Source organism: Breoghania sp. (assembly GCF_030066895.1).
In the GTDB taxonomy this organism is placed as follows: Bacteria; Pseudomonadota; Alphaproteobacteria; order Rhizobiales; family Stappiaceae; genus Breoghania.
Genome location: NZ_JASJAV010000019.1, coordinates 53252 through 74472, shown reverse-complemented (window position 1 = coordinate 74472; position 21221 = coordinate 53252). Strand labels below are relative to the sequence as shown.

At 62.7% G+C, this 21221-nt stretch carries 25 protein-coding genes, 1 tRNA gene and 5 pseudogenes; 21 read left to right on the top strand and 10 right to left on the bottom strand.

Features of this window, described 5'->3' with window-relative positions; translation table 11 throughout:
* Window positions 1-707: 707 nt before the first annotated feature.
* The 11 genes and pseudogenes from QNJ43_RS27385 to modD form a co-directional block, all read left to right on the top strand.
* Window positions 708-868 (top strand): annotated as a pseudogene (locus tag QNJ43_RS27385) (DUF2282 domain-containing protein); the annotation flags it as partial.
* A 220-nt stretch (window positions 869-1088) separates the two neighbouring features.
* Window positions 1089-1994 carry a DUF692 domain-containing protein gene (locus tag QNJ43_RS18485; RefSeq protein WP_300472165.1) on the top strand — a complete coding sequence of 302 codons (906 nt, stop codon included), beginning with the start codon at window positions 1089-1091 and terminating at the stop codon, window positions 1992-1994.
* Window positions 1995-2504: 510 nt separating this feature from the next.
* Window positions 2505-2756: a hypothetical protein gene (locus tag QNJ43_RS18480; protein ID WP_300472031.1), complete on the top strand. Its 252-nt coding sequence runs from the start codon at window positions 2505-2507 to the stop codon at window positions 2754-2756.
* Window positions 2753-3328 (top strand): DoxX family protein, encoded by a 576-nt coding sequence (locus tag QNJ43_RS18475; protein ID WP_300472030.1) that lies wholly within the window; start codon window positions 2753-2755, stop codon window positions 3326-3328. The genes QNJ43_RS18480 and QNJ43_RS18475 overlap by 4 nt, the downstream gene beginning before the upstream one ends.
* A gap of 77 nt (window positions 3329-3405) precedes the next feature.
* On the top strand, window positions 3406-4455 hold the full coding sequence (locus tag QNJ43_RS18470; RefSeq protein WP_300472029.1) for a low specificity L-threonine aldolase: 1050 nt from the start codon (window positions 3406-3408) through the stop codon (window positions 4453-4455).
* A 329-nt stretch (window positions 4456-4784) separates the two neighbouring features.
* Complete coding sequence (locus tag QNJ43_RS27380; protein WP_346433038.1) at window positions 4785-5042, top strand: substrate-binding domain-containing protein; 258 nt, start codon at window positions 4785-4787, stop codon at window positions 5040-5042.
* Window positions 5039-5281, top strand: coding sequence for a substrate-binding domain-containing protein (locus tag QNJ43_RS27375; RefSeq protein WP_346433037.1), 243 nt, complete (start codon window positions 5039-5041; stop codon window positions 5279-5281). The genes QNJ43_RS27380 and QNJ43_RS27375 overlap by 4 nt, the downstream gene beginning before the upstream one ends.
* Complete coding sequence (locus QNJ43_RS18460) at window positions 5164-5532, top strand: substrate-binding domain-containing protein (protein ID WP_346433043.1); 369 nt, start codon at window positions 5164-5166, stop codon at window positions 5530-5532. The genes QNJ43_RS27375 and QNJ43_RS18460 overlap by 118 nt, the downstream gene beginning before the upstream one ends.
* A gap of 14 nt (window positions 5533-5546) precedes the next feature.
* On the top strand, window positions 5547-6302 hold the full coding sequence (locus tag QNJ43_RS18455; protein ID WP_300472027.1) for a hypothetical protein: 756 nt from the start codon (window positions 5547-5549) through the stop codon (window positions 6300-6302).
* A 49-nt stretch (window positions 6303-6351) separates the two neighbouring features.
* Window positions 6352-6906, top strand: a pseudogene (locus tag QNJ43_RS18450) (ATP-binding cassette domain-containing protein); the annotation flags it as partial.
* A 183-nt stretch (window positions 6907-7089) separates the two neighbouring features.
* The gene (gene modD, locus QNJ43_RS18445; protein ID WP_300472163.1) at window positions 7090-7866 is read left to right on the top strand and encodes a ModD protein; all 777 of its coding nucleotides are present in this window, start codon (window positions 7090-7092) and stop codon (window positions 7864-7866) included.
* A gap of 203 nt (window positions 7867-8069) precedes the next feature.
* On the opposite strand, the gene QNJ43_RS18440 is transcribed toward modD, so the two are convergent.
* Window positions 8070-8528: an Hsp20 family protein gene (locus QNJ43_RS18440; RefSeq protein WP_300472161.1), complete on the bottom strand. Its 459-nt coding sequence runs from the start codon at window positions 8526-8528 to the stop codon at window positions 8070-8072.
* A 480-nt stretch (window positions 8529-9008) separates the two neighbouring features.
* Between QNJ43_RS18440 and QNJ43_RS18435 the strand changes: the two genes are divergently transcribed.
* The gene (locus QNJ43_RS18435; protein WP_300472026.1) at window positions 9009-9380 is read left to right on the top strand and encodes a hypothetical protein; all 372 of its coding nucleotides are present in this window, start codon (window positions 9009-9011) and stop codon (window positions 9378-9380) included.
* Window positions 9381-9506: 126 nt separating this feature from the next.
* A complete protein-coding gene (locus QNJ43_RS18430) occupies window positions 9507-10451 on the top strand; it encodes an alpha/beta hydrolase (protein WP_300472025.1) in 945 nt (314 codons plus the stop codon).
* 178 nt (window positions 10452-10629) lie between these two features.
* Here the strand turns inward: QNJ43_RS18430 and hisN are convergent, their stop codons facing one another.
* Together hisN and QNJ43_RS18420 are read right to left on the bottom strand one after the other, a co-directional pair.
* Window positions 10630-11445: a histidinol-phosphatase gene (gene hisN / locus QNJ43_RS18425; protein ID WP_300472024.1), complete on the bottom strand. Its 816-nt coding sequence runs from the start codon at window positions 11443-11445 to the stop codon at window positions 10630-10632.
* A gap of 424 nt (window positions 11446-11869) precedes the next feature.
* The gene (locus tag QNJ43_RS18420) at window positions 11870-12751 is read right to left on the bottom strand and encodes an N-formylglutamate amidohydrolase (RefSeq protein WP_300472159.1); all 882 of its coding nucleotides are present in this window, start codon (window positions 12749-12751) and stop codon (window positions 11870-11872) included.
* A gap of 333 nt (window positions 12752-13084) precedes the next feature.
* Between QNJ43_RS18420 and QNJ43_RS18415 the strand changes: the two genes are divergently transcribed.
* From QNJ43_RS18415 to QNJ43_RS18400, 4 genes are all read left to right on the top strand, one after another.
* Window positions 13085-13444: a response regulator gene (locus QNJ43_RS18415; protein WP_300472023.1), complete on the top strand. Its 360-nt coding sequence runs from the start codon at window positions 13085-13087 to the stop codon at window positions 13442-13444.
* 211 nt (window positions 13445-13655) lie between these two features.
* A tRNA-Val gene (locus QNJ43_RS18410) sits at window positions 13656-13730 on the top strand.
* 147 nt (window positions 13731-13877) lie between these two features.
* Window positions 13878-14003 (top strand): type B 50S ribosomal protein L36, encoded by a 126-nt coding sequence (gene ykgO / locus QNJ43_RS18405; RefSeq protein ID WP_300472022.1) that lies wholly within the window; start codon window positions 13878-13880, stop codon window positions 14001-14003.
* 231 nt (window positions 14004-14234) lie between these two features.
* Window positions 14235-14942, top strand: a complete 708-nt coding sequence (locus tag QNJ43_RS18400) for a tetratricopeptide repeat protein (RefSeq protein ID WP_300472021.1) — start codon at window positions 14235-14237, stop codon at window positions 14940-14942.
* A gap of 321 nt (window positions 14943-15263) precedes the next feature.
* On the opposite strand, the gene pyk is transcribed toward QNJ43_RS18400, so the two are convergent.
* The 4 genes from pyk to QNJ43_RS18380 all read right to left on the bottom strand — a co-directional run bounded on the left by pyk (window position 15264) and on the right by QNJ43_RS18380 (window position 18478).
* Window positions 15264-16700 (bottom strand): pyruvate kinase, encoded by a 1437-nt coding sequence (gene pyk, locus QNJ43_RS18395; RefSeq protein WP_300472020.1) that lies wholly within the window; start codon window positions 16698-16700, stop codon window positions 15264-15266.
* Window positions 16697-17131 carry a DUF1036 domain-containing protein gene (locus tag QNJ43_RS18390; protein WP_300472019.1) on the bottom strand — a complete coding sequence of 145 codons (435 nt, stop codon included), beginning with the start codon at window positions 17129-17131 and terminating at the stop codon, window positions 16697-16699. Before QNJ43_RS18390 ends, pyk begins: the two co-directional genes overlap by 4 nt.
* A 457-nt stretch (window positions 17132-17588) precedes the next feature.
* Window positions 17589-18146 carry a DMT family transporter gene (locus QNJ43_RS18385; RefSeq protein ID WP_300472018.1) on the bottom strand — a complete coding sequence of 186 codons (558 nt, stop codon included), beginning with the start codon at window positions 18144-18146 and terminating at the stop codon, window positions 17589-17591.
* A complete protein-coding gene (locus QNJ43_RS18380) occupies window positions 18143-18478 on the bottom strand; it encodes a hypothetical protein (protein ID WP_300472017.1) in 336 nt (111 codons plus the stop codon). The genes QNJ43_RS18385 and QNJ43_RS18380 overlap by 4 nt, the downstream gene beginning before the upstream one ends.
* Window positions 18479-18724: 246 nt before the next feature.
* Between QNJ43_RS18380 and QNJ43_RS18375 the strand changes: the two genes are divergently transcribed.
* The 4 genes from QNJ43_RS18375 (at window position 18725) to QNJ43_RS18360 (ending at window position 20123) form a co-directional block, all read left to right on the top strand.
* Window positions 18725-19165, top strand: coding sequence for an N-formylglutamate amidohydrolase (locus QNJ43_RS18375; protein ID WP_300472016.1), 441 nt, complete (start codon window positions 18725-18727; stop codon window positions 19163-19165).
* The gene (locus QNJ43_RS18370; protein ID WP_300472015.1) at window positions 19123-19308 is read left to right on the top strand and encodes a hypothetical protein; all 186 of its coding nucleotides are present in this window, start codon (window positions 19123-19125) and stop codon (window positions 19306-19308) included. Before QNJ43_RS18375 ends, QNJ43_RS18370 begins: the two co-directional genes overlap by 43 nt.
* An 81-nt stretch (window positions 19309-19389) precedes the next feature.
* Window positions 19390-19707, top strand: coding sequence for a DUF1244 domain-containing protein (locus QNJ43_RS18365; protein WP_300472014.1), 318 nt, complete (start codon window positions 19390-19392; stop codon window positions 19705-19707).
* 149 nt (window positions 19708-19856) lie between these two features.
* Window positions 19857-20123: a DUF2312 domain-containing protein gene (locus QNJ43_RS18360; protein ID WP_300472013.1), complete on the top strand. Its 267-nt coding sequence runs from the start codon at window positions 19857-19859 to the stop codon at window positions 20121-20123.
* A gap of 327 nt (window positions 20124-20450) precedes the next feature.
* Here the strand turns inward: QNJ43_RS18360 and QNJ43_RS18355 are convergent.
* The 3 pseudogenes from QNJ43_RS18355 to QNJ43_RS18345 all read right to left on the bottom strand — a co-directional run.
* A pseudogene (locus QNJ43_RS18355) lies at window positions 20451-20528 on the bottom strand (hypothetical protein); the annotation flags it as partial.
* A 70-nt stretch (window positions 20529-20598) separates the two neighbouring features.
* Window positions 20599-20691, bottom strand: a pseudogene (locus QNJ43_RS18350) (DUF3445 domain-containing protein); the annotation flags it as partial.
* Between the two features lie 109 nt (window positions 20692-20800).
* Window positions 20801-21151 (bottom strand): annotated as a pseudogene (locus QNJ43_RS18345) (heme-dependent oxidative N-demethylase subunit alpha family protein); the annotation flags it as partial.
* Window positions 21152-21221 lie beyond the last annotated feature (70 nt).

The window sequence follows — 21221 nt, the reverse complement described above, 5'->3', positions numbered from 1 at the left end:
GCGGCTCTGTCGAGTGTGAACGGCCATCCAGATATGGGCCGTTCAATGTCGGGCGGGGGATGCCCCTTTTTCAAACACGACCCCTGCGTCTTCTTTGGCGACGCGTCCGTTGGCAATGTTACCACAGAATCGCCGGTTTGCGCCCGCCGCGTGATCGGTCGAGTCCCAGCCCCTACCGATCGTCGCGTTCACATAAGACCGCGCATGACGACCGTCCTGTGAGCTGCTCCACCGGTCAACTGCCGCCCGTACCTCTCGGTCCGAGTGGCGGATCACCGCGTGGAGTAAATAATTGGACAGCACTCCTATCCTATTCGAGTGCGCAACGTGCCAGATTTCTCCTAGCTCGGCAAGCAGCTTTATGGACCTGCGCATTATGTTTGTTTCCTTTTTGCGGTATAAATCGTCATAAATGAAAAATTTTTCTCGTTTTGAGGAATTTTGTTTCCTGGCACCTTTCGGAGGTCGGTAATAGACGCAGGGGAACCGTTTCCCCGCAGGCAGAATGCGTGTCACGGGCGGGGAATGCGTGGAGATCCCTGGGGCCTCGCGCCCGCGTCACGGCGCTTTGATTTCCCATTGAACAAACCTCTTCGCACATTTGGCCGGTAACGGCAGGAGGGCAACGGGTCGCAGAAGGCTGTCGTCCGAGTGATCGTGGGGCGCCCGGAGGGCCAGGCGCTGCCGATCTTCGAGGGAGAGAATCAATGACAGACAACGCCGGACCCGCCCGGGCCGTTACCGCCGCAGCTCTGGTCGCCGCGGTTGCCACCGCGCTCGGGGCCTCGTCGGTGTCTGCGGCCGCTCAAGAGCAGGAGAAGTGTTACGACATATCGCTGGCCGGGCAGAACGATTGCAAGGCCGGGCCGGGCACGAGATGCGCGGGCACGTCCAAGGTCGATTATTCAGGGCAATGCCTGGAAGCTCGTTCCCAAGGGCTCGTGTCTCGGAACGGAATTGCCCGAGGGTCGCGAGGCTTCGTTGGTCGCACTGGAGCGGGATGTTCCCGAAGGGTGACGAGGGGCGGGGCGTCTCGGAGGATGGGCGTGCGCAAGAAGCGCCATATCAAGGCGAAGACGGGAGGCGACATGAGCCGTGAGACGCACAGTTCCGCGCCTTGCGCGGATATGCCGAGGCGGGCCGGGGCGGGGCTGAAACCCGCCCATGTGGCCGAGATCCTCGAAACCGCGCCGGATATCGGCTTTTTCGAGGTCCACGCGGAAAACTACATGGGCGCGGGCGGGCCGCCGCATGCGCAACTTTCCGCCATTCGCGAACGCTACCCCCTGTCATTACACGGAGTGGGGCTGTCGATCGGCGGAACAGATACGCTCGATCGCGCGCATCTGGCCCGGCTCAAGACCCTGGAGGAGCGCTACCGTCCGGCTCTCTTTTCCGAGCATTTGGCTTGGTCGAGTCATGAGGGCGTCTATTTCAACGATCTGCTGCCCGTCGCCTATGATGGGTCGACGTTGGAGCGGGTGGCGGGGCATGTTGCGGAGGTTCAGGAGGTGCTCGCCCGGCAGATGCTGCTGGAGAAACAGTCCACCTATGTCGCCTTTGCCGACAGCACGATGCACGAGCTGGGTTTCATCACCGAAGTCGCCGAGCGGACGGGCTGCGGGCTGCTGCTCGACATCAACAATGTCCATGTGTCGGCGACGAACCATGGCTGGTCGGCGGAGAACTATCTCGACCGGTTCCAGCTTGAGCTCGTGGGCGAAATTCATCTGGCCGGTCATGCGCCCGAATGGGACGAGGACGGCCGTTCCTTTCTGATCGACGCCCATGACCGGGCCGTGGCGGACGTGGTGTGGCGGCTCTACGAGTGGGTGATCGAACGGTCGGGGCCGTTGCCGACGCTGATCGAATGGGATGCCGAAATCCCCGCATGGCCGGTGCTGCTCGCGGAAGCCGAAAAAGCGGACGTGGTTCTCGCGCGCCATTCCGATGTGATCCGCTTCGAAGGGAACCCTCGTGTCGCGGCCGGGTGAGGCGGAGGTGAGGTTCGCCGCCGCACTCCTGAACCGTGATGCTCCGCTGCCCGCAAATGTCCAAGGGGCCGGGCGCGGGTTCGCGGTTCATCGAAATTCGGCCGTCGTTTCTCGGATCGAGGTGTTGATGTCCGTCTATCCCGCGATCCTGCGGCTTCTGGGCGATGAGTATTTTCGGGCGCTCGGCGGAGAGTTCGTGCGTGCCCATCCTCCGCGCTCTCCGGTCCTGCTGGACTACGGTGGAGAGTTTCCCGCCTTTCTCGATGATTTTGCCCCGCTTGCCGCCTTATCCGTATCTCGGCGACGTGGCGCGTCTGGAATGGGCGTGGATGCGGGCCTATCACTCACGCCGCCGATATTTCTCCGCTCGATGCCGGGGCGCTTGGTCGGATTGCGCCGCATGAGCTTGCCGTTCTGCGTCTCGTTCCGCATCCGGCGACGCGGGTACTGCGTTCGCGGTTTCCCGTGGTCTCGATCTTCTCCGCGAATCGCTACGATGAGGGGGCTGGAATGCCGGATATGTCGGAATGCGGGCAGGGCGTGCTGGTCATGCGGCCCGGTCTCGATGTTGCAGTTCGGGTCCTGCCGCCGGGAGGGGCAGCCTTTCTGGCGGCGTTGATTGAGGGGAAAACGCTTCAGGAGGTTTGCGATGCGGCGCTCACTGAGGCTGAAAGCTTTGATCCCGCTGCGAATATTTCCGGTATGCTGGACGCAGGCACCTTTGCTGGGTTGGCGGGTGAGACGGGAACGGAGACAAGATGACTTTCGGAATTTTTCGGCTGCATGTTCTGTTCTTTGCCCGACTTCAGCGTCTCCTGGCCAGTTGGCTGCCGGGGCTTGCCACACGTGCGATCTTTGCCAGCGTGCTGCTGCTCTATTTCCTGAATTCCGCCATGACCAAGGTGGGGGCCGGGGTCGAGGGGCTCATTCATCCAAGCGTCGGCGCCTATGCGCAGATCCTGCCGGGCATGATGGAACAGGTCGGCTACAATATCTCGCGCATCCCTTTCTTTCCCTATGGCCTGATCGTCGTGGCTGGCATGTGGGCGGAATTCCTGCTGCCGGTTCTCATCGTCCTTGGACTGTTCATCCGGCTGGCGAGCTTCGGCTTCACCGTCTTCATCTGTGTGATGACCTATGTCGATCTGACCGGACACCATGTGGGAGCGGTGGCGATCGGAGCATTTTTCGATCGGGCGCCGGATGCTCCCATCGCCGACCAGCGGCTCCTGTGGCTCTTTCCGCTGATCTATCTCACGATCTACAGGGCCGGTGCCTTCTCGATCGACAGGGTGCTCGCGCGGCGGTTCATCGAGCGGATGCAGCCCTGGTAGGGGTCTCCGACACGGTACGTGAGGAGCGCTGATTTCCCCCCTTGCGCGGCGGGCGGTGCGGGCCTACGGATTTTCCCATGTTCTTTGCCAGCGACAACTGGGCGGGAGCGTCGGACCGAGTCATGGCCGCGCTTTCTTCCGCCAACGATGGATTCGCGCCGGCTTACGGCGACGATGACATCTCGCGCCGGGTGGTTACCCGGTTCAGTGAAATCTTCGAGCGCGAGGTGGCGGTCTTCTTCGTCGCCACCGGGTCGTCCGCCAACAGCCTGGCGCTGGCTATCTCCGCCAAGCCCGGCGGGGCGGTCTTCTGCCACGATGAGGCGCATGTGGCGGTCGACGAATGCGGCTGCCCGGAATTCATGACCGGCGGCTCCAAGCTGGTGCGCATTCAAGGCGCGAACGGCAAGATCACGCCCGACGGGCTCACCAAGGCGATGTCGGCGTTTGCGGAAGGCTTCGTGCACAACGGTCGCCCGCAGGCGGTGACCATCACCCAGTCGACCGAGATCGGCACTGTCTACGAGTTCGACGAGATCGCCGCGATCAAGCGGGTCGCCGACACGCGTTCACTTCCGCTTCACATGGATGGTGCGCGCTTTGCCAATGCCCTCGTCTCGCTCGGCGTCACGCCCGCGGAGATGACATGGAAGGCCGGGGTGGATCTCCTGTCCTTCGGCGGTACCAAGAACGGCTGCTGGTGCGCGGAAGCGGTGGTGGTCTTCGACAAGGACAAGGCGGGCGAACTTGCGTGGCTGCGCAAGCGGGCCGGTCAGCTCTTTTCCAAGAGCCGCTTCATCGCTGCGCAGTTCGAAGGCTATCTCGCCGACGATCACTGGCTCGATCTGGCGCGCCATTCCAACGCCATGGCCCAGAAGCTCGCCGACGCGGTGGAGGCAAGCGACAACGCGTGGCTTCCCGCTCGTCCGCAGGCCAACGAGACCTTCATCGTCGTGAAGAAGAACCGCATCGAGGCCATGCGGGAAGCCGGAGCCGCCTTCTACGAGTGGCCCGCAGACGGACAGGCTCCCGATCAGGCGTTGAATTCTGAAGAGGAATTGATCCGCCTGGTCACGAGCTTCCGCACGAGCGAAGCCGATATCGAGAACTTCGTGGCGCTGCTCTGAGAGCGTTTTCCAGGTGCGCGGGGATGACACTTAGGGGGCAAATGTGCGCGTTTCGGGCCAGGATTTCAGGACGATGTTGAGCGTGGCGCTGGTTTTGAAGACGCGTGCAACACACAGAACGTTATCCTGAAAAGACCCGAAGGGTCGTCTCGAAGGATGGGCAACACGCAACCGGCGTCGCCCCTCCATTCTCTCTTTCCCATCAATCTGCGACGTTTCGTGGCGCAGCCGGTTTTCCGGCTCTGGCCCGATTGCGGACTTGCACCGACTACCTATATGCTCTTTGGTACATATCGATCTTGGATATTCCCGTGAAACGGAGAATGACAATGACGCCATCGCGCCTGGTGGCCTCGCTCGGTCTGATCGTTTTAACCGCATCCCCCGCGTTTGCCGGGGATCTTCATGCTTATGTCGGGGCCGGACTGCGTCAGCCGGTAAGTGCGATCGCGGAAGCGTTCGAAAAGGAAACCGGCAACAAGGTGCAGCTCGAATTCGGCGGTTCCGGCCAGATCCTCGCCCGCTTCGAGGAAACGGGGCACGGGATCTGTTCATTCCCGGATCGACCTTATATGCCGACAAGTTGAAGGTTAAGGGCGGGGTCGTCTCGCAACGCATTGCCGTCAAGCACGGACCGGTGCTCGCGGTGACCAAGGCGAAGTCGGGAGAGATCAAGAGTTTCGCCGATCTCGCCAAGCCGGGCGTGAAATTCGGCATTGGCGATCCCAAGGCGATGGCGCTGGGCTGGAGGGCCGAGACCATCCTGAAAAACTCCGGCATGGCGGACAGATCCGGCCGAACATCACGGTGCGCGCGGCGACCGTGAAGCAGCTCGCGCTCTATGTATTCAACGGTGACGTCGATGCCACGATCATTTCCGCCAGCGGTGTGGCGGTGAACAAGGACAAGATCTCGGTCGTTCCGATCCCCGAGGATTGGTATACGGCCGAACTGGTGCCGGTCGTCGTGCTGTCGGCGATCAAGGATCGTGAGACGGCCGAGGCCTTTGCCAAGCGCCTGAGTTCCGAGGAAGGCATCAAGGTCTGGAAGCGCTTCGGCTTTCGGCCTGCGGACTAGAAGGCGGTTTGCGGGTGGCGCGCAAATATGCCGTGTGGCCCACCGCGGCACCGCTTGATCTCGTTCTCGCGCTGCCGCTGGCGATCGTCGCGCTGGCCATTCTCGGTGTGTTGCTGGGGCTCGGCGCGCGGCCGGCGCCTGCCGAGCTTCTGGCGGCGTTGCGCGAGCCGGAAACCCTGTTCGCGCTGCGCCTGTCGCTGACGACGTTGTTGATCTCGCTGGTGATCGCGATCCTGTTCGGCGTGCCGTCGGCCTATCTGCTCGCCCGGCGGAAATGGCGCGGCATGGCGCTGATCGACACTCTGCTCGATCTTCCGCTGGTGATGCCGCCGCTTGTCGCCAACATCGGCCTGCTGTTCGTCATCGGTCGGAATTCGCCGGTTCCCCCGCTTGCCCGGCTGGGAGCTGAAGCTCCTGTTTTCTCCGGCCGGTATCGTCCTGGCGCAGACATTCGTGGCCACCACCCTCGTGCTGAGGAGCGCAAAGGCGGCGTTTGGGGCGGTCGATCCGGGCTATCGGGCTGTTGCCGGCACGCTCGGGCTTTCGTCTGTCCGCGTTCTTCCTTTTCTGTCGATCTGCCGCTGGCGGCCGGGGGGATCACGGCGGGCATTGTGCTGGCTTGGGCGCGGGCGCTTGGCGAATTCGGCGCGACGCTGATGGTAGCGGGCGCAACCCGGATGCACACCGAAACGCTGCCGATGGCGCTCTTCCTCAATATCGCAACCGGGGCGGGGAGACGGAGGTCGCGGTCGTCTGCGCCTTACTGCTGATGGCAACCGCCTTTGTCCTGCTTCTTGTCATAAGGGGACTTTCACGCTCATGAGCGCACGGGCGATTACGCTGAGCGGAGTGGGCGCAGGTATTCTCTGCAACATCGATCTGGCCGTGGAAGCGGGATGCTTTCTCACCATCATCGGGCCTTCGGGAGCGGGCAAGAGCACGCTGTTGAAGATCATTGCGGGGCTGATGCCGCATCGCGGCGGTATCGAGTGCGGCGGCATGGAATTCTCCCACCTGCCGTCGCACCTTCGCAATATCGGCTATGTGCCGCAGGATCTGTGCCTGTTTCCCCATCGTACCGTCACGGGAAATCTGCGCCTTGCCCTGCGTCGCAGCCGGTTTGCCAAGGCGGAATGGCTGAGCCGGATCTCCGCGCACTCGACATGTTGCGCATTGCCTCTCTGGCCGAACGCGGGCCGCAGATGATCAGCGGGAGAGAGACAGTGTGTCGCGCTTGCCCGCGCCCTCGTCTCCGAACCTTCGCTTCTGCTACTGGACGAACCCTTCAGCAGCCTCGATCCGGAAACGGCGGCGCGGCTTCGTAGCGAATTGCGAGCGATTCACGACCGACTGGGCCTGACGACGCTGATGGTCACTCACAACCTGGACGAGGCCTTCGAGTTTGGCGATCGCGTCCTGCGGATGGAAAATGGATGTCTGTCGCCTGCCTATGATCGCCGCCCCGCCCAATCTCATCACGCCGTTAACGGGAACACCTTCGCGCCCGCCCGCGCCGCGTCGCTCCCGACATCCCGTGACAACAGGAAGAGAACTGCCATGCTCACCCTTACCGACGAGCAACTCGACGCGCTTTTGGCACAGGACGTGCCGTGCGGCGACTTGACGACCGAGGTCCTCGATATCGGCGAAATCCCGGCGCGGATGTCGCTTCGTGCCCGCGATCCGATGGTTCTGAGTTCGGCGGAGGAAGCTGCGCGGTTGGTGGAACTGAGCGGCGGCACAATCCTGATGAAGCTCACCAGCGGCACGCGGCTTGAAGCCGGGCAGGTCTTTCTGGAGGTGGAAGGTCCGGCGGCAGCCCTCCACCGGGCATGGAAGGTGGCGCAGACGCTGGTGGAATATTCCGCAGGAATTGCCACGCGGGCCGATCATCTGGTGAAGGCGGCGCGCAGCACCAATCCGACCATTGCGGTGGCGTGCACGCGCAAGAATTTTCCCGGCACCAAGGAAATCAGCATCAAGGCGGTGATGGCGGGCGGCGCCAGCATTCACCGGCTGGGATTATCGGAAACGTTCCTGGCCTTTGCCAATCACCGGCGGCTGCTGAAGGAACCGGTCGAGCAATGGGTCGCCTGCGCCAAGGCGCAAATCCCGGAAAAGAAGGTTGCTGTCGAGACCGACAACGTGAAGGACGCCGAAGCCCTGGCTCGCGCGGGCGCGGAAGTCTTGCAACTCGACAAGATGCCGGTTGCCGACGTGGCGGAGGTCGTGGCGCTGGTGAAGCGGCTGGGGTTTTCCTGTCTGGTGGCTGCCACGGCGGGATCAACGCGGACAATGCCTCAGACTATGCCGCCACGGGCTGTGCGGTGTTGATCACCTCGTCCCGCTATTTCGGTCGCCCGTGCGACGTGAAGGTGGTCATCGAGCCGAAGGTGGGGGGTGAGGGGCCCCGCTCCAATTTCAAGCGACGGGCAGTCCTGAAGTCCAACCCGACACAAAAAAGACGCCCCGGAGGTCCAGGGCGTCTCGTCAGGGGCCGGTTCGGGGCGTCCGGTCCCCAGATCGAAGCGACGCGGTTACGCTGCCGGGGCCTCGATCTGCTTTTCGGTCTCGCTGCCGTTGCGAATGTTGATCCGGCGGGGCTTCATGGCCTCCGGGATCTCACGCACCAGATCGATATGCAGCAGGCCGTTATTCAGGCTCGCGCCGCGCACTTCCACGTGGTCGGCGAGCCGGAAGCGACGCTCGAAGGCGCGTGCGGCGATACCGCGATGGAGAATGCGCGCTTCCTCCGCCTCGTCTTCCGCCTTGTCGCCCTGCACGACGAGTATCGATTCCTTGGCTTCGATGGAAAGATCTTCTTTGGAAAAGCCCGCTACTGCCATGGTGATGCGATAGGCGTTATCGCCGGTAAGCTCGATGTTGTAGGGCGGATAGCCCGCATTCGCCTCGTTACCCGCATTATCCAGCAGCGAGAACAGGCGATCGAAGCCCACGGTGGTGCGATAGAGGGGGGAAAGATCAAAATGACGCATCAGATAGTCCTCCTTTGAGCGACTCATCGGTTGAACGTCGTTCTTCGACAAAGAACCTGATCAGCGACGTGCCTATGTTGAAGAACGTGCCGATGCTTCTTTTCGCCTGCCGTCATTGGCCAGACGGAAACACCGTTCAGCGGGCCCTTAGGGCACCCGCGAAGAATAGATGGGAATGAAATTCACCGGATTCAAGATCCCATCGGAGAAGGCGCGTTCACTCGTCGCAGAACTGTGCGAGAGGTCTTGAACAACACGCGAACAGACGGCCGGGCCGAGACGACGGACACGGAATGGATAAGGAAAATCGCAATGCTCCGGATTCTTGAGACGATGCGCGGCAGGCGCTGGGTCCCGGTGCTTGCACTTGTTCTTATGTCGGTCGTGTTGGTTCGGACCTCGGTCGCGTCCCCGGCCTTGCCGGGTAGTTCCGGAGCGATATTGCTTGCCGGGCGTTTGGATCCCAAAGGCGACGGCGAAGTGCCGACCCGGTTTCAGCGCGATGACGCCCGCCCGCAGCGCGAGCGGCATGATCGCAAGGCAAAGAAGAAACACGGTAGTTCGTCTCGTGTCCTGAGCCGTCATGACGTTGTGGTGGTGCTGAACCGGCGCGGCTATCACAAGTTGAGCCGGGTGGTCCGCAGAGGGGCGGTCTACGAGGCGCGGGCGGTGAGCGGGCGAGGGATTGCGGTGGCGGTGGTCGTTGGCGCGCGCAACGGTCGCATTCTCAATGTGGAGCGGGTTTCGCCGGCCGGGGTGGTTTTATTCGCGCTGAGGCGCGCGCTTTGCTTGATGTCACATGGGCTGGAGACCGGCGGTTCCTGTTGTGGGAGGGCGGCGGCTTCGCTATGACAAGCAGTGCGCTTGTGCGCGGTTCGCAATCCGGACGGGGCGAGGATGCGGAACGCGCATGCGCGGCTGGGTCGCTTGGTCGGGTCCGTTTCAGACCTGTTTTCTGACCGACTCCCGGATACGTTCATGGACCTCGTCGCGCATCCCGACAATCCGATACCCGCGGGCGCCACGTCCGGTTTTGTGACGACTGAGGACGGTCGCAGGATCCGGTTCGCACGGTTCGACGCCGTTGGCTCCCCGCTCAAGGGCATGGTGACGATCCTGCAGGGACGGGCGGAGTTCATCGAGAAATATTTCGAGACGGTCGAGGATCTGCGCAAACGGGGCTTTGCGGTGGTTGCCTTCGACTGGCGCGGGCAGGGGGGCTCGGAACGGGTCGTCTCCAATCCGCGACTCGGCTACGTGTACAATCTGCATGAATATGTCCGCGACGCCGTGGCGGTGCTGGAACAGGTGAGCCTGCCCGATTGTCCGGGGCTGCATTACGGGCTTTGCCACTCGACCGGCGGTCTGGTGGCGCTGCTCGGCCATGTGTGTCTTCGCACGATCTTCGAGCGCATGGTTCTTGCCTCGCCGTTGATCGGGCTTGGTCAGTTCGGCTATTCTCAGCGCATTCTGGGGCCGTTGTCGGCGATCATGATGACCGTAGGGCTGGCCGAAGTGGCGCTGAAGGTCACCGATACCGATCCCGGAAGCGTGCCCTTTGCAGACAATTCCCTGACCCATGACGAGGCGCGGTTTGCGCGCACAATGGCGCTTTTGAAGCAGGCGCCCGAACTCGATACGGGCCCGGCGAGCATCGGCTGGCTCAATGCCGCCTGCCGCGCCATGCGGGCCGTGAGAGCCTACGACTTCGCGCCACAGGTTTCCCTGCCGCTTCTGTTCGTTGCCGCCGGGGCGGACCGGGTTGTCTCCAGTCCCGCGACGGAGGAACTGGCCTCGCGCATGCGGGCGGCGGGGTATGTCGAGATCCCCGGCGCGCGGCATGAGCTGATGATGGAGGCCAATCGCTTCCGCGAACAGTTCTGGGCCGCATTCGATGCGTTCATTCCCGGAAGCCGGGAGTAGTGGCGAGCGGGAAGCGTGGAACAAGCGGCCCATCCTTCGAGACGGCCCCTCGGGCCTCCTCAGGATGAGGGTATCGCGCGGTTGGTATTCCTGAATTTATCAGCACATACAACGTTATCCTGAGGAGGTCGCGCAAGCGACCGTCTCGAAGGGTGGGCAACCTGTTCCGGCGTTCCGTCTAGCTCCGGCAGAGAGCGAGATCGCGCAGCACCTGCTCGTGCAGGGCGGGATCACCACTGGCAACGATGCGGCCGCCGTCCGTTGCCGGAGCGCCCGTCCATGTGGTCATGACGCCGCCTGCTCCTTCCACAATCGGCACAAGGGCTGCGACGTCGTAGGTTTCCAGCCCCGCCTCGATGACGAGATCGACCTGACCGGCGGCCAGCATGCAGTAGCCGTAGCAATCGGTGCCGTAGCGGGCCAGGCGCACCTTGTGTTCCACCGCGTCGTAAAGCGGGCGTTCCTCGGCGTTGAAGAGACCGGGCGTGGTGGTGAAGAGGATCGCATCGGACAGATCCGGGCAGGCGCGGGTCTTGATCGCGCCTTCGCCGTGCGGGCCGCGATAATGGGCCTTTTGGCCATCGCCGAAGAACCGTTCCCCGATATAGGGCTGCGCCATCATGCCGAGCGTCGGGCGTCCCTCGCGCATCAAGCCGATCAGCGTGCCCCACAGCGGCACGCCGGCGATGAAGGAGCGCGTGCCGTCGATGGGATCCAGAACCCAGACATGTTCGGCCTCGCGGTTCAGGGCGCCGTATTCCTCGCCGATGATGCCGTGATCGGGATAGGTCGCCTCGATCAGGTCGCGCATGACCCGTTCCGCGCCGCGGTCCGCATCCGTGACGGGATCGTAGCGGCGTGCGTCATCGGCCGGGGCGTCCGCGCGTCCCTTGTTGTCGACGTGAATCGATGCCCGGAACCCCTCCAGAGCAGGAGTGCCGGCGGCATCCGCAAGACGGTGGAGGAAGGAAATGTAGTCATGATAATTATTCATATCAGATATGCATTTTTCGCATCACGGTGTGAGCGACTCCTTTGACATCGGGTCGCGGAAGGTCGAGGTGCGGCAATTTTGCCTGTTCTGGCCACGGAAACTGCGGTTAGAGGTTTACGTGGGGTTCTGCTCCAATCGCATCGCTACCCGTCCCCAAGATCGATGTAGAATCGTTTTTGGAATTTGTACGGGTTGACTTTTGTTCGATGCGGGGGGCGGTTGTACACCGCGATGTGGGTTCGTATCGCGGTCCTATCTTGGTCGTTTCCTCCCTAGACTTCAGGCCGCCTCCATCGGGAGCGGTCTTTTTTGTCTTCGATATTCCTGTACGTCCGCACTGTGTTGCCTCTCCTGTCACCCGCGATCCGTACCGGGGAAAGGCGCGGGGCGGGAAGGGGCATGTCGCGGTGGGTCTCGGAGATGATCATTCGGCTGCAATGGCGGGGGCCGGCAGTCCGTGATCCGGGATCGACGTCAGGTGATGGGCGAAGGTTGCCATGTCTGCGGCGACACGGTCGAAGCCCTCGTGCGGGCAATGCAGGCGTTCATCCATGTAGAGTGCGCGGTTGATTTCCACCTGCAGGGCGTGAAGGCCCTTGGCGGGGCGCCCGTAATGTTCGGTGATGAACCCGCCCGCATAGGGCCGGTTGTGGACGATGCTGTAGCCGAGGCCGGTGAGGATGTCGGCGGCCGCCTCGCTGATGTCTGCGGAACAGCTCGTGCCGTAGCGATCGCCGAGGATGAAGTCGGGACGCGACAGGCTGTCGTGACCGCGCACGGACGACGGCATGGAATGGCAATCGATCAGAACGGCGTGCCCGAACTCGATATGCGTTTCCGCCAGGAGGCGGCGCAGGGTCCGGTGATAGGGCTTGTAGATGGTTTCGATCCGCTCTAGCCCCTCGGTCACGTCGAGCGGGCCGGAATAGATGTCCTGACGCTCGCCGACGACGCGGGCGATGGTGCCGAGCCCGCCAGCCACGCGCACGGAGCGGATATTGGCAAAGGGCGGCAGGCGGCCGCGGAACATCTTGGGATCGAGTTCGTAGGGCTCGCGGTTCACGTCCAGATAGGCGCGGGGAAAGAGCGCACGCACGAGCGGTGCGCCCAGCGCGACCACGCTCATAAACAGTTCATCGACGAACGCATCTTCCGAACGGCGGATCTGCAGCGTGTCGAGGTGCGAGGATTCCAGGAACTGGCGGGGATAGGAGCGGCCGCTGTGAGGAGAATTGAAGACGAACGGCAACCGCTGCTGTGCCGGCTGCAGGAGTTCCACACACGTTTCTTCGTTGAACCCGTCGATGATGTTCAGGCTCGCGTCAGCCAGATATTCGCTCAAACGACCGTCCACGCCTCACCTCTTGCTTCGAGCCACGACAAATCCGGAGCCTGCTGTTTCTGCCGTGGGGCCCCTTCCTGCCCACCGCAACGTTAGTCGCCAAGGGTATCGCTGCCCACAAAGCGACACGCCAGTCCAGCCCCGATCTTCCCTCCAGTCTACCCCGACGGGCGTCCAATCGCGAACACGATGTGTCATGTTCCGATTTCACCGGATGTTTACATAGATCGATCCTTATGGGATGAAAATGAATCTGGCGGCCCGGAATGGGCGGGTTTCCAATAACGGTTGTATGAAATGTCGCGGATCCTTCTCGCGGAAGATGACAATGATATGCGGAGATTTCTTGCCAAGGCATTGCAGAATGCCGGGTATGACGTCGTGTCTTTCGATAATGGCATGAGCGCGTATGAGCAGATTCGTGAGGAGCCGTTCACGTTGCTGCTCACCGATATCGTCATGCCCGAGATGGACGGCATCGAGCTCGCGAGACGCGCGACTCAGCTCGATCCGGATCTCAAGGTCATGTTCATCACGGGGTTTGCAGCCGTGGCGCTCAACCCCGATTCGAACGCGCCGAAAGATGCCAAGGTGTTGTCCAAACCCTTCCATCTGCGCGATCTGGTGAGCGAAGTGGAGCGGATGCTGGCCGCCTGAGGAGGCGTCCGGCACGTGCACGATGGGCAAAAGCTTTCCACAGGAGGAGCGTGGTCGGGCCAAGCGTCTTCGAAAAAGGGCATTTCCGGCCTTGCACCGCGGATCGTTCCCCGCTACATCGCTCACCACCGTGGCGGTCACGCCGCGAACCCGCCGACCGGACACAGCCCTTTGAAGGGTACTGCGGCGCCGGTCGCAACCGACAAGTTTCGGGCGTGTAGCTCAGCGGGAGAGCACTACGTTGACATCGTAGGGGTCACTGGTTCAATCCCAGTCACGCCCACCATTTCTCCGGTCTTTTCGCCTCCCCTGCGGAGCGAGGTTATGCCGGAGGGCAACGGTTCGCCGTCGCCTGATTACGTTACATCTGGCTCTGTCTAGCGGTAGGGCGGCGAGGACAGCCCCTTACGGGCCCGAGACGGGAACGAGAACGATGAAGATCAAGAATTCGCTCAAGGCGCTGATGGGCCGTCACCGTGACAACCGCATGGTTTGTCGTCGTGGCCGCGTCTACATCATCAACAAGCGGAACCCCCGCTTCAAGGCTCGCCAGGGCTGAAGCTGCGCCGCCGGGTTTTCCCGACCGGTTCGTTCGATCGTTTTCAGGGCGCGCGATTTTCGCGCGCCTTTTCGCGTTTGTGCGATCACGCGAGATTGATCGCTCCGGCGGACTACGCAGCCTTGCGGTTTTGACCGCCCATTGCGGGCAGGGCATAATCTGTCCATGCGTGCTCCTTTTTCATTCAGTCGCATTGTTGTCACCGCTGTCCTCAGTGGCAGCCTGACGGGCGTGGCCGGTGCTGCGGACGTTTCCGCGCTCCGCGACCCGTCGATGATTCTTCGCGTTCAGTTCGACATGCTGGACGTGACGCCGGATCTGCCCGATCTCGACGGCGAGGAGTTTCCCTTGTTTGAGGAAAGCCCGCTCGATCCGGACGAGGTACCGCTGCCCGAAGCCGGGTCGCAGGCCGAGGGGGGCGATACCGCCAAGGACAATGCCAAGACGGCTAAGCCGCAGGAGCCGGATCTCGATGCGCTGTTTTCCATGCTGCGCGAAGAGGATGGCAGCCAGGCGCGCGCACAGACCGCGCACCGTATCCAGATGCGATGGATTCGCTCCGGCAGCGCGACGGTCGATCTGCTTATGGCGCGCGCGGCGGCTGCGCTGGCGGCGAAGAAGCCAGAACTGGCGCTTGACCTGCTCGATGCGGTGGTGCGGTTCAAACCGGATTATGTGGCGGGCTGGAACCGCCGTGCGGCGGCGCATTTCATGGCCGGGCATCTGGGCAAGGCGTTGGTCGATATCGAGCGCACGCTGGCGCTGGAGCCGCGCCACTGGGGGGCGCTGGCGGGGCTCGCTGCCATCCAGCAGGCCACCGACAAGGATACTGCGGCGCTGGCCACCTACGAGCGCATTCTCGAGATCTATCCGCATCAGGAAAAAGCGGAGAAGGCGGTGGAAGAGCTGCGCAAGTCTACGGGCGGCGTGGAGCTTTAGGGCGTATGTCGCTCGCTGCGGCTCATGGGCTTCCTCTCGGGGCGCGGGCCTTGTTTCTCCGACACCGCTCTCTCGATCGTCATCCCCCGGTGTAGTCCGAGGGATCCAGCACTCTCCACATATGCTGCTACCTGCTGGATTGCCCGGACTTAGCCGGGCAATGACGGCGGACTCATGAGGAGGTGAGAAGGCGCCTGCGGATTGGTCCCGACCACGTTGCGAACTGACTTATGAACGTGGTCACGGAACTCAGCCCACACGGTCACACCCGGCGAATACTCGCCGAGCGGCCAAACCCAATCACAGTGTCGGTAAATCGCGTCAGATGCCGCCGAGGCCGTCGGAGCCGACGAAGGCGATGCGCAGCATGTTGGTCGCGCCGGGCGTGCCGAAGGGAACGCCTGCGGTGATGATGATGCGCTGGCCGGGGCGGGCGAAGCCGTCCTGGAAGGCAAGACGACTGGCCTTGTCGACCATTTCATCCTCGTCTTTCGCATCCTCGCTGACGACGCAGTGGGTGCCCCATACAAGCGCCAGGCGACGCGCGGTGGCCACGACCGGGGAGGGCGCGATGATCGGCGTGGTGGGACGTTCGCGCGCCGCGCGCAGGCCCGTGGCGCCCGACGAGGTGTAGCAGACGATGGCCGCAAGCTTCAGCGTCTCCGCAATCTGACGCGCGGCGGCCGAAATAGCGTCGGCGCCAGTCGCTTCCGGTTCGGTGCGCTGGGAGTGCATGATGTTGGCGTAGTTCGGATCGCACTCCACCTCTTCGGCGATCCGGTTCATGGTCGAGACCGCCTCGATCGGGAAATCACTGGCCGCCGATTCAGCCGACAGCATGATCGCGTCCGCGCCCTCGAAGACGGCGGTCGCGACGTCGGAAACCTCCGCTCGGGTGGGGACCGGCGAGGTGATCATCGATTCCAGCATCTGCGTGGCGATGACCACCGGCTTGCCGGCACGCCGGGAAGCGCGGGTGATGTGCTTCTGGATGCCGGGGACCTTTTCCAGCGGCATCTCCACACCGAGATCGCCGCGCGCGACCATCAGAGCGTCGGACAGTTCGATGATCTCGTCGATCCGCTCCACTGCCTGCGGCTTCTCGATCTTGGCGAGAATGCCCGCCCGGCCGCGCGTGACCTTGCGCGCCTCGGCCAGATCCTCGGGGCGCTGGATGAAGGAGAGGGCGATCCAGTCGACCTCGGCATCGAGCGCGGCGTCGAGGTCCTTGCGGTCCTTCTCCGTCAGCGCGCCGACGGGAATGGTGGTGTCGGGAACAGACACGCCCTTGCGGTCGGACAGCTTGCCGCCGATCTCCACGCGGGTGACGGCGCGGGCCTTGTCGCACTCGGTGACGACGAGCTTGATCTTGCCGTCGTCCAGCAGCAGCCGGTGGCCGGGCTCGAGTGCGGAGAGAATTTCGGGATGCGGAAGGCGAACGCGCTCTTCGGTGCCGGGCGTCGTGTCGTCGTCAAGCGTGAAGGAGGCTCCCTCCTTCAGGACGACGGACTTGTTCTCGAAGGTTCCGACGCGGAGCTTCGGGCCCTGCAGATCCGCCAGAATGCCGATCGGACGTTCGACGTTCGCCTCCACGGCGCGGATGCGTTTGACCAGCGTCTTCAGTAACGCATGGTCGGTATGGCTCATGTTGATTCGGAAGACGTCGGCTCCGACCTTGAAAAGCTTCTCGATCGTTGTCTGATCGGAAGATGACGGGCCAAGTGTGGCAAGTATTTTGACCCGTCGATCGCGCTTCATCGTCCGCCGGTTTCCTGTTGTACGGGCTCGGTCAACTGGACCGTCCAGCTACGCTGTTCGCCCGTGTCTATCTCGAAAAATCCTGTTCTTTCATAGCCGTGCGCAACACAGTCCGCAATGCCGCGGATCGTGAATTCCTTCTCGCGCGTGCACATGAAGGCACGACCGCCCCATTCTCCGCCCTGATCGTAATCGATCGCATATACGTAGTAATAACGAGAGGAGAGGTGTCCGGGGATCAACGTTTCGCAAGTTTTCGAGGCAATGTTCCACCAGCCCTCGGTCGACCACTCCGTCTTGTCCCGATAGCCGATGGCGACGCCCACCTGGCTTTCGGTCTTGTTGCAGAGACGGAGATCCGCAGAGGCCGGAGACGCGCTGGCAAAGGTCAGGAACAGTCCGGTGCCGACGATTGCAAATGCCCAGGCCAACGCCTTTTTCAGGCGGAACGGCGGAACCTTATGTGTGATGCAGGACGATCTCATCGGTGTTCGTTTTGTCCGCAGCGAAAAGCGTTGTTATTGCGAATGTTGCGGCCACTTGTCAACGGCAGTGCATCGGAAGCCATTGACAACCCATAGGCGTTTCCAATCGGGCGTCGGGACCGTTTCCGATCCTGTGCCCGTGACGGGGTCGCGATGTCGGCACCGAGTGCGCGATCAAACCTACGCAGCGTTCGCGTGAAATTCGCCCTGCCCTTCCGCCCGAGAAATGCGGCGGCATCAAGGCCATACGCAATTCCCCGCGATATCCTCAGCAGCCCCCCGACACTCCTGCCTGACCGGTTCCACCGCGTTTTCGTGACGACGCTAGGACTTCATGGCGGGTGAGGGTACACGCGTGAGGCGTCGTGTCCAGAGGGCGGTTAACCTGCCGTAAGGTCGTCCGTCACGGAGCATCGGAACTCACTTCCGCGCCCGGCACGGCAGCGGTTGCCCGGTGGTGGGGGCGGGCGACCCATATTTCGGCCAGGATGGCGCCGCCTCCGGCAAATTGCAGGGCGGAGAGGGTTTCGGCGAAGATCAGCCAGCCGAAACAGGCGGCCGCCACCGCCTCCAGGAAGATGACCAACGAGGAAAAGGCGGCCGACAGGTGGCCGAGCGCGAAGGCGAGCAGGCCCTGTCCGCCGGTATGGCTGATGACGGCCAGCGCGACGAGGGCGGCAGCGCCTGTCCAGGTCGCGGGCAGGAAGGCGTTTTCCATCACGAGGGCCGCAACCAGCAGCGCGGCTGCGGTGATCAGCGTGGAGCGATAGAGGATGAGGCCCGGATGCGCGCGGCGGCGTGCGACGCGCACGGCGAAGAAATAGGCGCCGAAGAAGACGGAGGTGATGATGCCGTAAACGTCTCCGGTGAGGCGTTCGGGCTCCATGCGGATGCTGGAGCCGACCAGCGCGCCCGCGCCCAGGACACACAGCGCGAGCCCCGCCACCATCTGTTTCGTCACCTTCTCGCCGATGAACAGGCCGGATTCTCGCCGATGAACAGGCCGGAGCCGAGCAGCACCCAGACCGGGGCCATGGTGGCGAGGAAGGTGGCATTGGCCATGGTGGTGTTGACGATGGCCAGGTGCCAGAAGATCAGGTCGCCCGCAAAGAACAGATCGGCCAGCAGGGTGGCACGGTAGAACGCGCTGGTGAAGGGGCCGACCTCCGCATATCGGACGAAAACCGGCGATGCGCCCATCGCCACTGCACCCAGCAACAGCGCGGCGAAGGCGATCGTCACGGTGCCGACCTCGGACATCGGGGTGGCGGAATTTTCGGAGGAAGTCGACATTGCGCAAGGGTCCGATCAATATGGATTGAAAAAGCCGTCGTGGCATGTTTCGGCGGCGTTCGCTTCAAGCGCGCCCGATGTGGGCTGGACGACCCGCCTATTCCTATGGCAAGCGATAGGCAACGTCATCCCAATTCGGACCCGACATGCACAGCCTTTCCGGTGACAGCGCGTCAACGGCGGTTTCTGCGCGCGCCAAAGATTCCTCCGACGATACTTTCGATCCGTTTGAGATCATTCTCGGTAATGAGGCGGGCGACCTTCTCGCGCCTGCTGATTGATCCCAATCGCGGCGAGGACGATCCGACCATCGTCATGCGGATTTCCGACGGCGCGCTCATCCCCGACAACGCCTATATCGATGCGGTGGAGCGGGACCGGCGTATCGCGCGGTTCTATCAGCCCTACCACGCGGCGATTGCGGCGATGCTTCAGCGCATGGAAGAGAGCGGGCATGTTCCGGCGATCGTACCGGTGCATTCCTTCACGCCTGTCTGGCGCGACTGGCCGCGCCCCTGGCATGTAGGGCTCCTGTGGGACAAGGATCCACACCTGCCGGTGCCGCTGATGGATGCGCTGAAACGCGATCCGCGCTCATCGTGGGCGACAACGAGCCCTATTTCGGCGCTTTCAAGAACGACACCATGTACAAGCACGGTACCTCGATTGGCCTTGTCCATGCGCTGATCAAGGTTCGTCAGGACCTCATCGGTGACGAGGCGGAGGCCGAGGATTGGGCTGGGCGTCTAGCCCCGATCCTCAGCGAGTTGAATGCGATCGAGGATCTGCACGTGGTGCGTCATTACGGATCGAAGGTGGACGAGAGTTGAGGTCTGTCTCTGCGGCCTTGACGTTGCTGCCCGTCGGGACGATGTCAGGGCGAAGATCTTTTGTGCCTTGAGGAGGATTTCATGAGCGACACAGCGCCCGATATCGATCCGCAAATGCGCACCGAGCTGGAGGCGGCGGTCTTTCGTCGGCCCGTCGCTCACCTGCGCGAGCGCACCGATGTTCAGAACATCGATCTGATGAATCTCGCCGGTTTCTGTCGCAACTGCCTGTCGAACTGGTATCGGAATGCGGCGGGCGAGAAGGGGCTGGGTCTTTCCAAGGAGGCCGCGCGCGAGATTGTCTATGGCATGCCCTATGGGGAATGGAAGGCGAAATATCAAAGCGAGGCCAATGCCGAACAGAAGGCGGCGTTCGAGACGAGCAAGCCGTCGCACTGACCTGGACATTGGCCCGGGGCGGGTTATGCGGTGTTTTCCGCGCATTGCCGCCTTGACCGGCCACATTGTTTCTGGCACCCAAGCGAGCCGTTTTCCCGGCGCGCGATCCCGCTGCGCCGATTCCGTTAACCGGACAAGGACCTCTCACCATGGCTGATACGGGTGGAGTAGCCGCCGACCAGCTGCGCGCCTTCGTGGAGCGAATCGAACGGCTCGAAGAAGAGAAGAAGGCGATCTCCGACGACGTCAAGGACGTCTACGGCGAAGCCAAGGCGATGGGCTTCGACGTGAAGATCCTGCGCCAGGTCGTGCGTCTCCGGAAGCAGGAGCCGCATGAGCGCGAGGAACAGGAAGCGATACTGGATCTCTACATGCATGCGCTCGGCATGATCGCGCAGGGCGGCGCTGAAGAGTAACCGCGCGGCGCGGACGCGTTTCTCCGTATGCTTTACGAAAGACGGCCCCGTGAGGGGCCGTTTTGCGTTTCAGGGGGAAGAGCGCGTGCGGGAGGCGTGCGAGCGTCAGGTACGACCCGTCGCCTTTCACACCGTCTCGCCTGCCAGATCGGCGAGCGTTGCGGCAATCCGGTTGCGTTCTGCGGTCAGGCCCTTGTAGGCGAGCTGATCCTCGTTCAGCGCCAGCAATTGCTTTCGCAATCCGGCGGCGAGATGCGCACCTTCCGGGTGTTTGGCAAAGGCTGTGATCGGGTCCACGTGGATGTGCACGGTGAAGAGCACGTTGCCGGAACGCGGCAGACGCCGCAATGTCTGACGTTCCACGCGCACGAACAGATTCGGATGTCCCCGTCGCCACCCGCGCATCGAGCGACTTGGCGGAGGGGTGGTGCAACTCGTCGCCGCCGTATAGCGACCAGTTGAGCCGCCAGACGGGCGAGCCTTCGGAGATATTGTCGAAGATCCGCGCCACGATTGCGCCCATGCGGCCGTCGTTGAAGCCGGGCACGTTGTCGTGGATGGCGGGCATGGCCTGGCCGAACTTCTCCTTCAGCGACCATTGAAGAGGGAAAGCACAGCGCGCCCGCCACGAGCCGATAGCCTTCCGCGCTCTTGCGCATGATCACCAGATCCTCCTGCACCAGCCGGGCGGCAAGCTTCAGCGGTGCATCGGGGAAATCATCCGTGCGATAGGTTTCGCCGGTCGCAAGGACGCGGATCGTCTCGCCTTCAAGGGCGTAAAGCTCGGGGAAACGGCGGGGCAGGTGGTCGAGAAGACGGTCTAGCACCTCGCGTTGGGCCTCCAGTGTATCCGCCTCGGCGCCGAAGACGGCCGTCTCGTCACCCGCGAAGAAGCGGGCCTTTTCGGCCAGATAGAAGGGCAGGCGCTCGTCGATCTCGACCCAGTCTTCGAGATCGAGCGGGGCGAGGTCGACGGAGAACGGCTGCTTGGAGCTGTTATCGTTATAAGGAGTGTGGTTGAGCGTCATGGCTCATTTTAAGGAGCCTTTTGATCGTTGACGCAAGGACCAGATGCGGCGGGGGATGGAGCCAGAGGAA

Coding starts and splice junctions, on each gene's coding strand:
- QNJ43_RS18485 (WP_300472165.1), top strand. CDS start 1,089: ATGAGCCGTGAGACGCACAGTTCCGCGCCTTGCGCGGATATGCCGAGG.
- QNJ43_RS18480 (WP_300472031.1), top strand. CDS start 2,505: ATGCCGGATATGTCGGAATGCGGGCAGGGCGTGCTGGTCATGCGGCCC.
- QNJ43_RS18475 (WP_300472030.1), top strand. CDS start 2,753: ATGACTTTCGGAATTTTTCGGCTGCATGTTCTGTTCTTTGCCCGACTT.
- QNJ43_RS18470 (WP_300472029.1), top strand. CDS start 3,406: ATGTTCTTTGCCAGCGACAACTGGGCGGGAGCGTCGGACCGAGTCATG.
- QNJ43_RS27380 (WP_346433038.1), top strand. CDS start 4,785: ATGACGCCATCGCGCCTGGTGGCCTCGCTCGGTCTGATCGTTTTAACC.
- modD (WP_300472163.1), top strand. CDS start 7,090: ATGCTCACCCTTACCGACGAGCAACTCGACGCGCTTTTGGCACAGGAC.
- QNJ43_RS18440 (WP_300472161.1), bottom strand. CDS start 8,528: ATGCGTCATTTTGATCTTTCCCCCCTCTATCGCACCACCGTGGGCTTC.
- QNJ43_RS18430 (WP_300472025.1), top strand. CDS start 9,507: ATGGACCTCGTCGCGCATCCCGACAATCCGATACCCGCGGGCGCCACG.
- hisN (WP_300472024.1), bottom strand. CDS start 11,445: ATGAATAATTATCATGACTACATTTCCTTCCTCCACCGTCTTGCGGAT.
- QNJ43_RS18415 (WP_300472023.1), top strand. CDS start 13,085: ATGTCGCGGATCCTTCTCGCGGAAGATGACAATGATATGCGGAGATTT.
- ykgO (WP_300472022.1), top strand. CDS start 13,878: ATGAAGATCAAGAATTCGCTCAAGGCGCTGATGGGCCGTCACCGTGAC.
- pyk (WP_300472020.1), bottom strand. CDS start 16,700: ATGAAGCGCGATCGACGGGTCAAAATACTTGCCACACTTGGCCCGTCA.
- QNJ43_RS18380 (WP_300472017.1), bottom strand. CDS start 18,478: ATGTCGACTTCCTCCGAAAATTCCGCCACCCCGATGTCCGAGGTCGGC.
- QNJ43_RS18375 (WP_300472016.1), top strand. CDS start 18,725: ATGAGGCGGGCGACCTTCTCGCGCCTGCTGATTGATCCCAATCGCGGC.
- QNJ43_RS18370 (WP_300472015.1), top strand. CDS start 19,123: ATGTACAAGCACGGTACCTCGATTGGCCTTGTCCATGCGCTGATCAAG.
- QNJ43_RS18365 (WP_300472014.1), top strand. CDS start 19,390: ATGAGCGACACAGCGCCCGATATCGATCCGCAAATGCGCACCGAGCTG.
- QNJ43_RS18360 (WP_300472013.1), top strand. CDS start 19,857: ATGGCTGATACGGGTGGAGTAGCCGCCGACCAGCTGCGCGCCTTCGTG.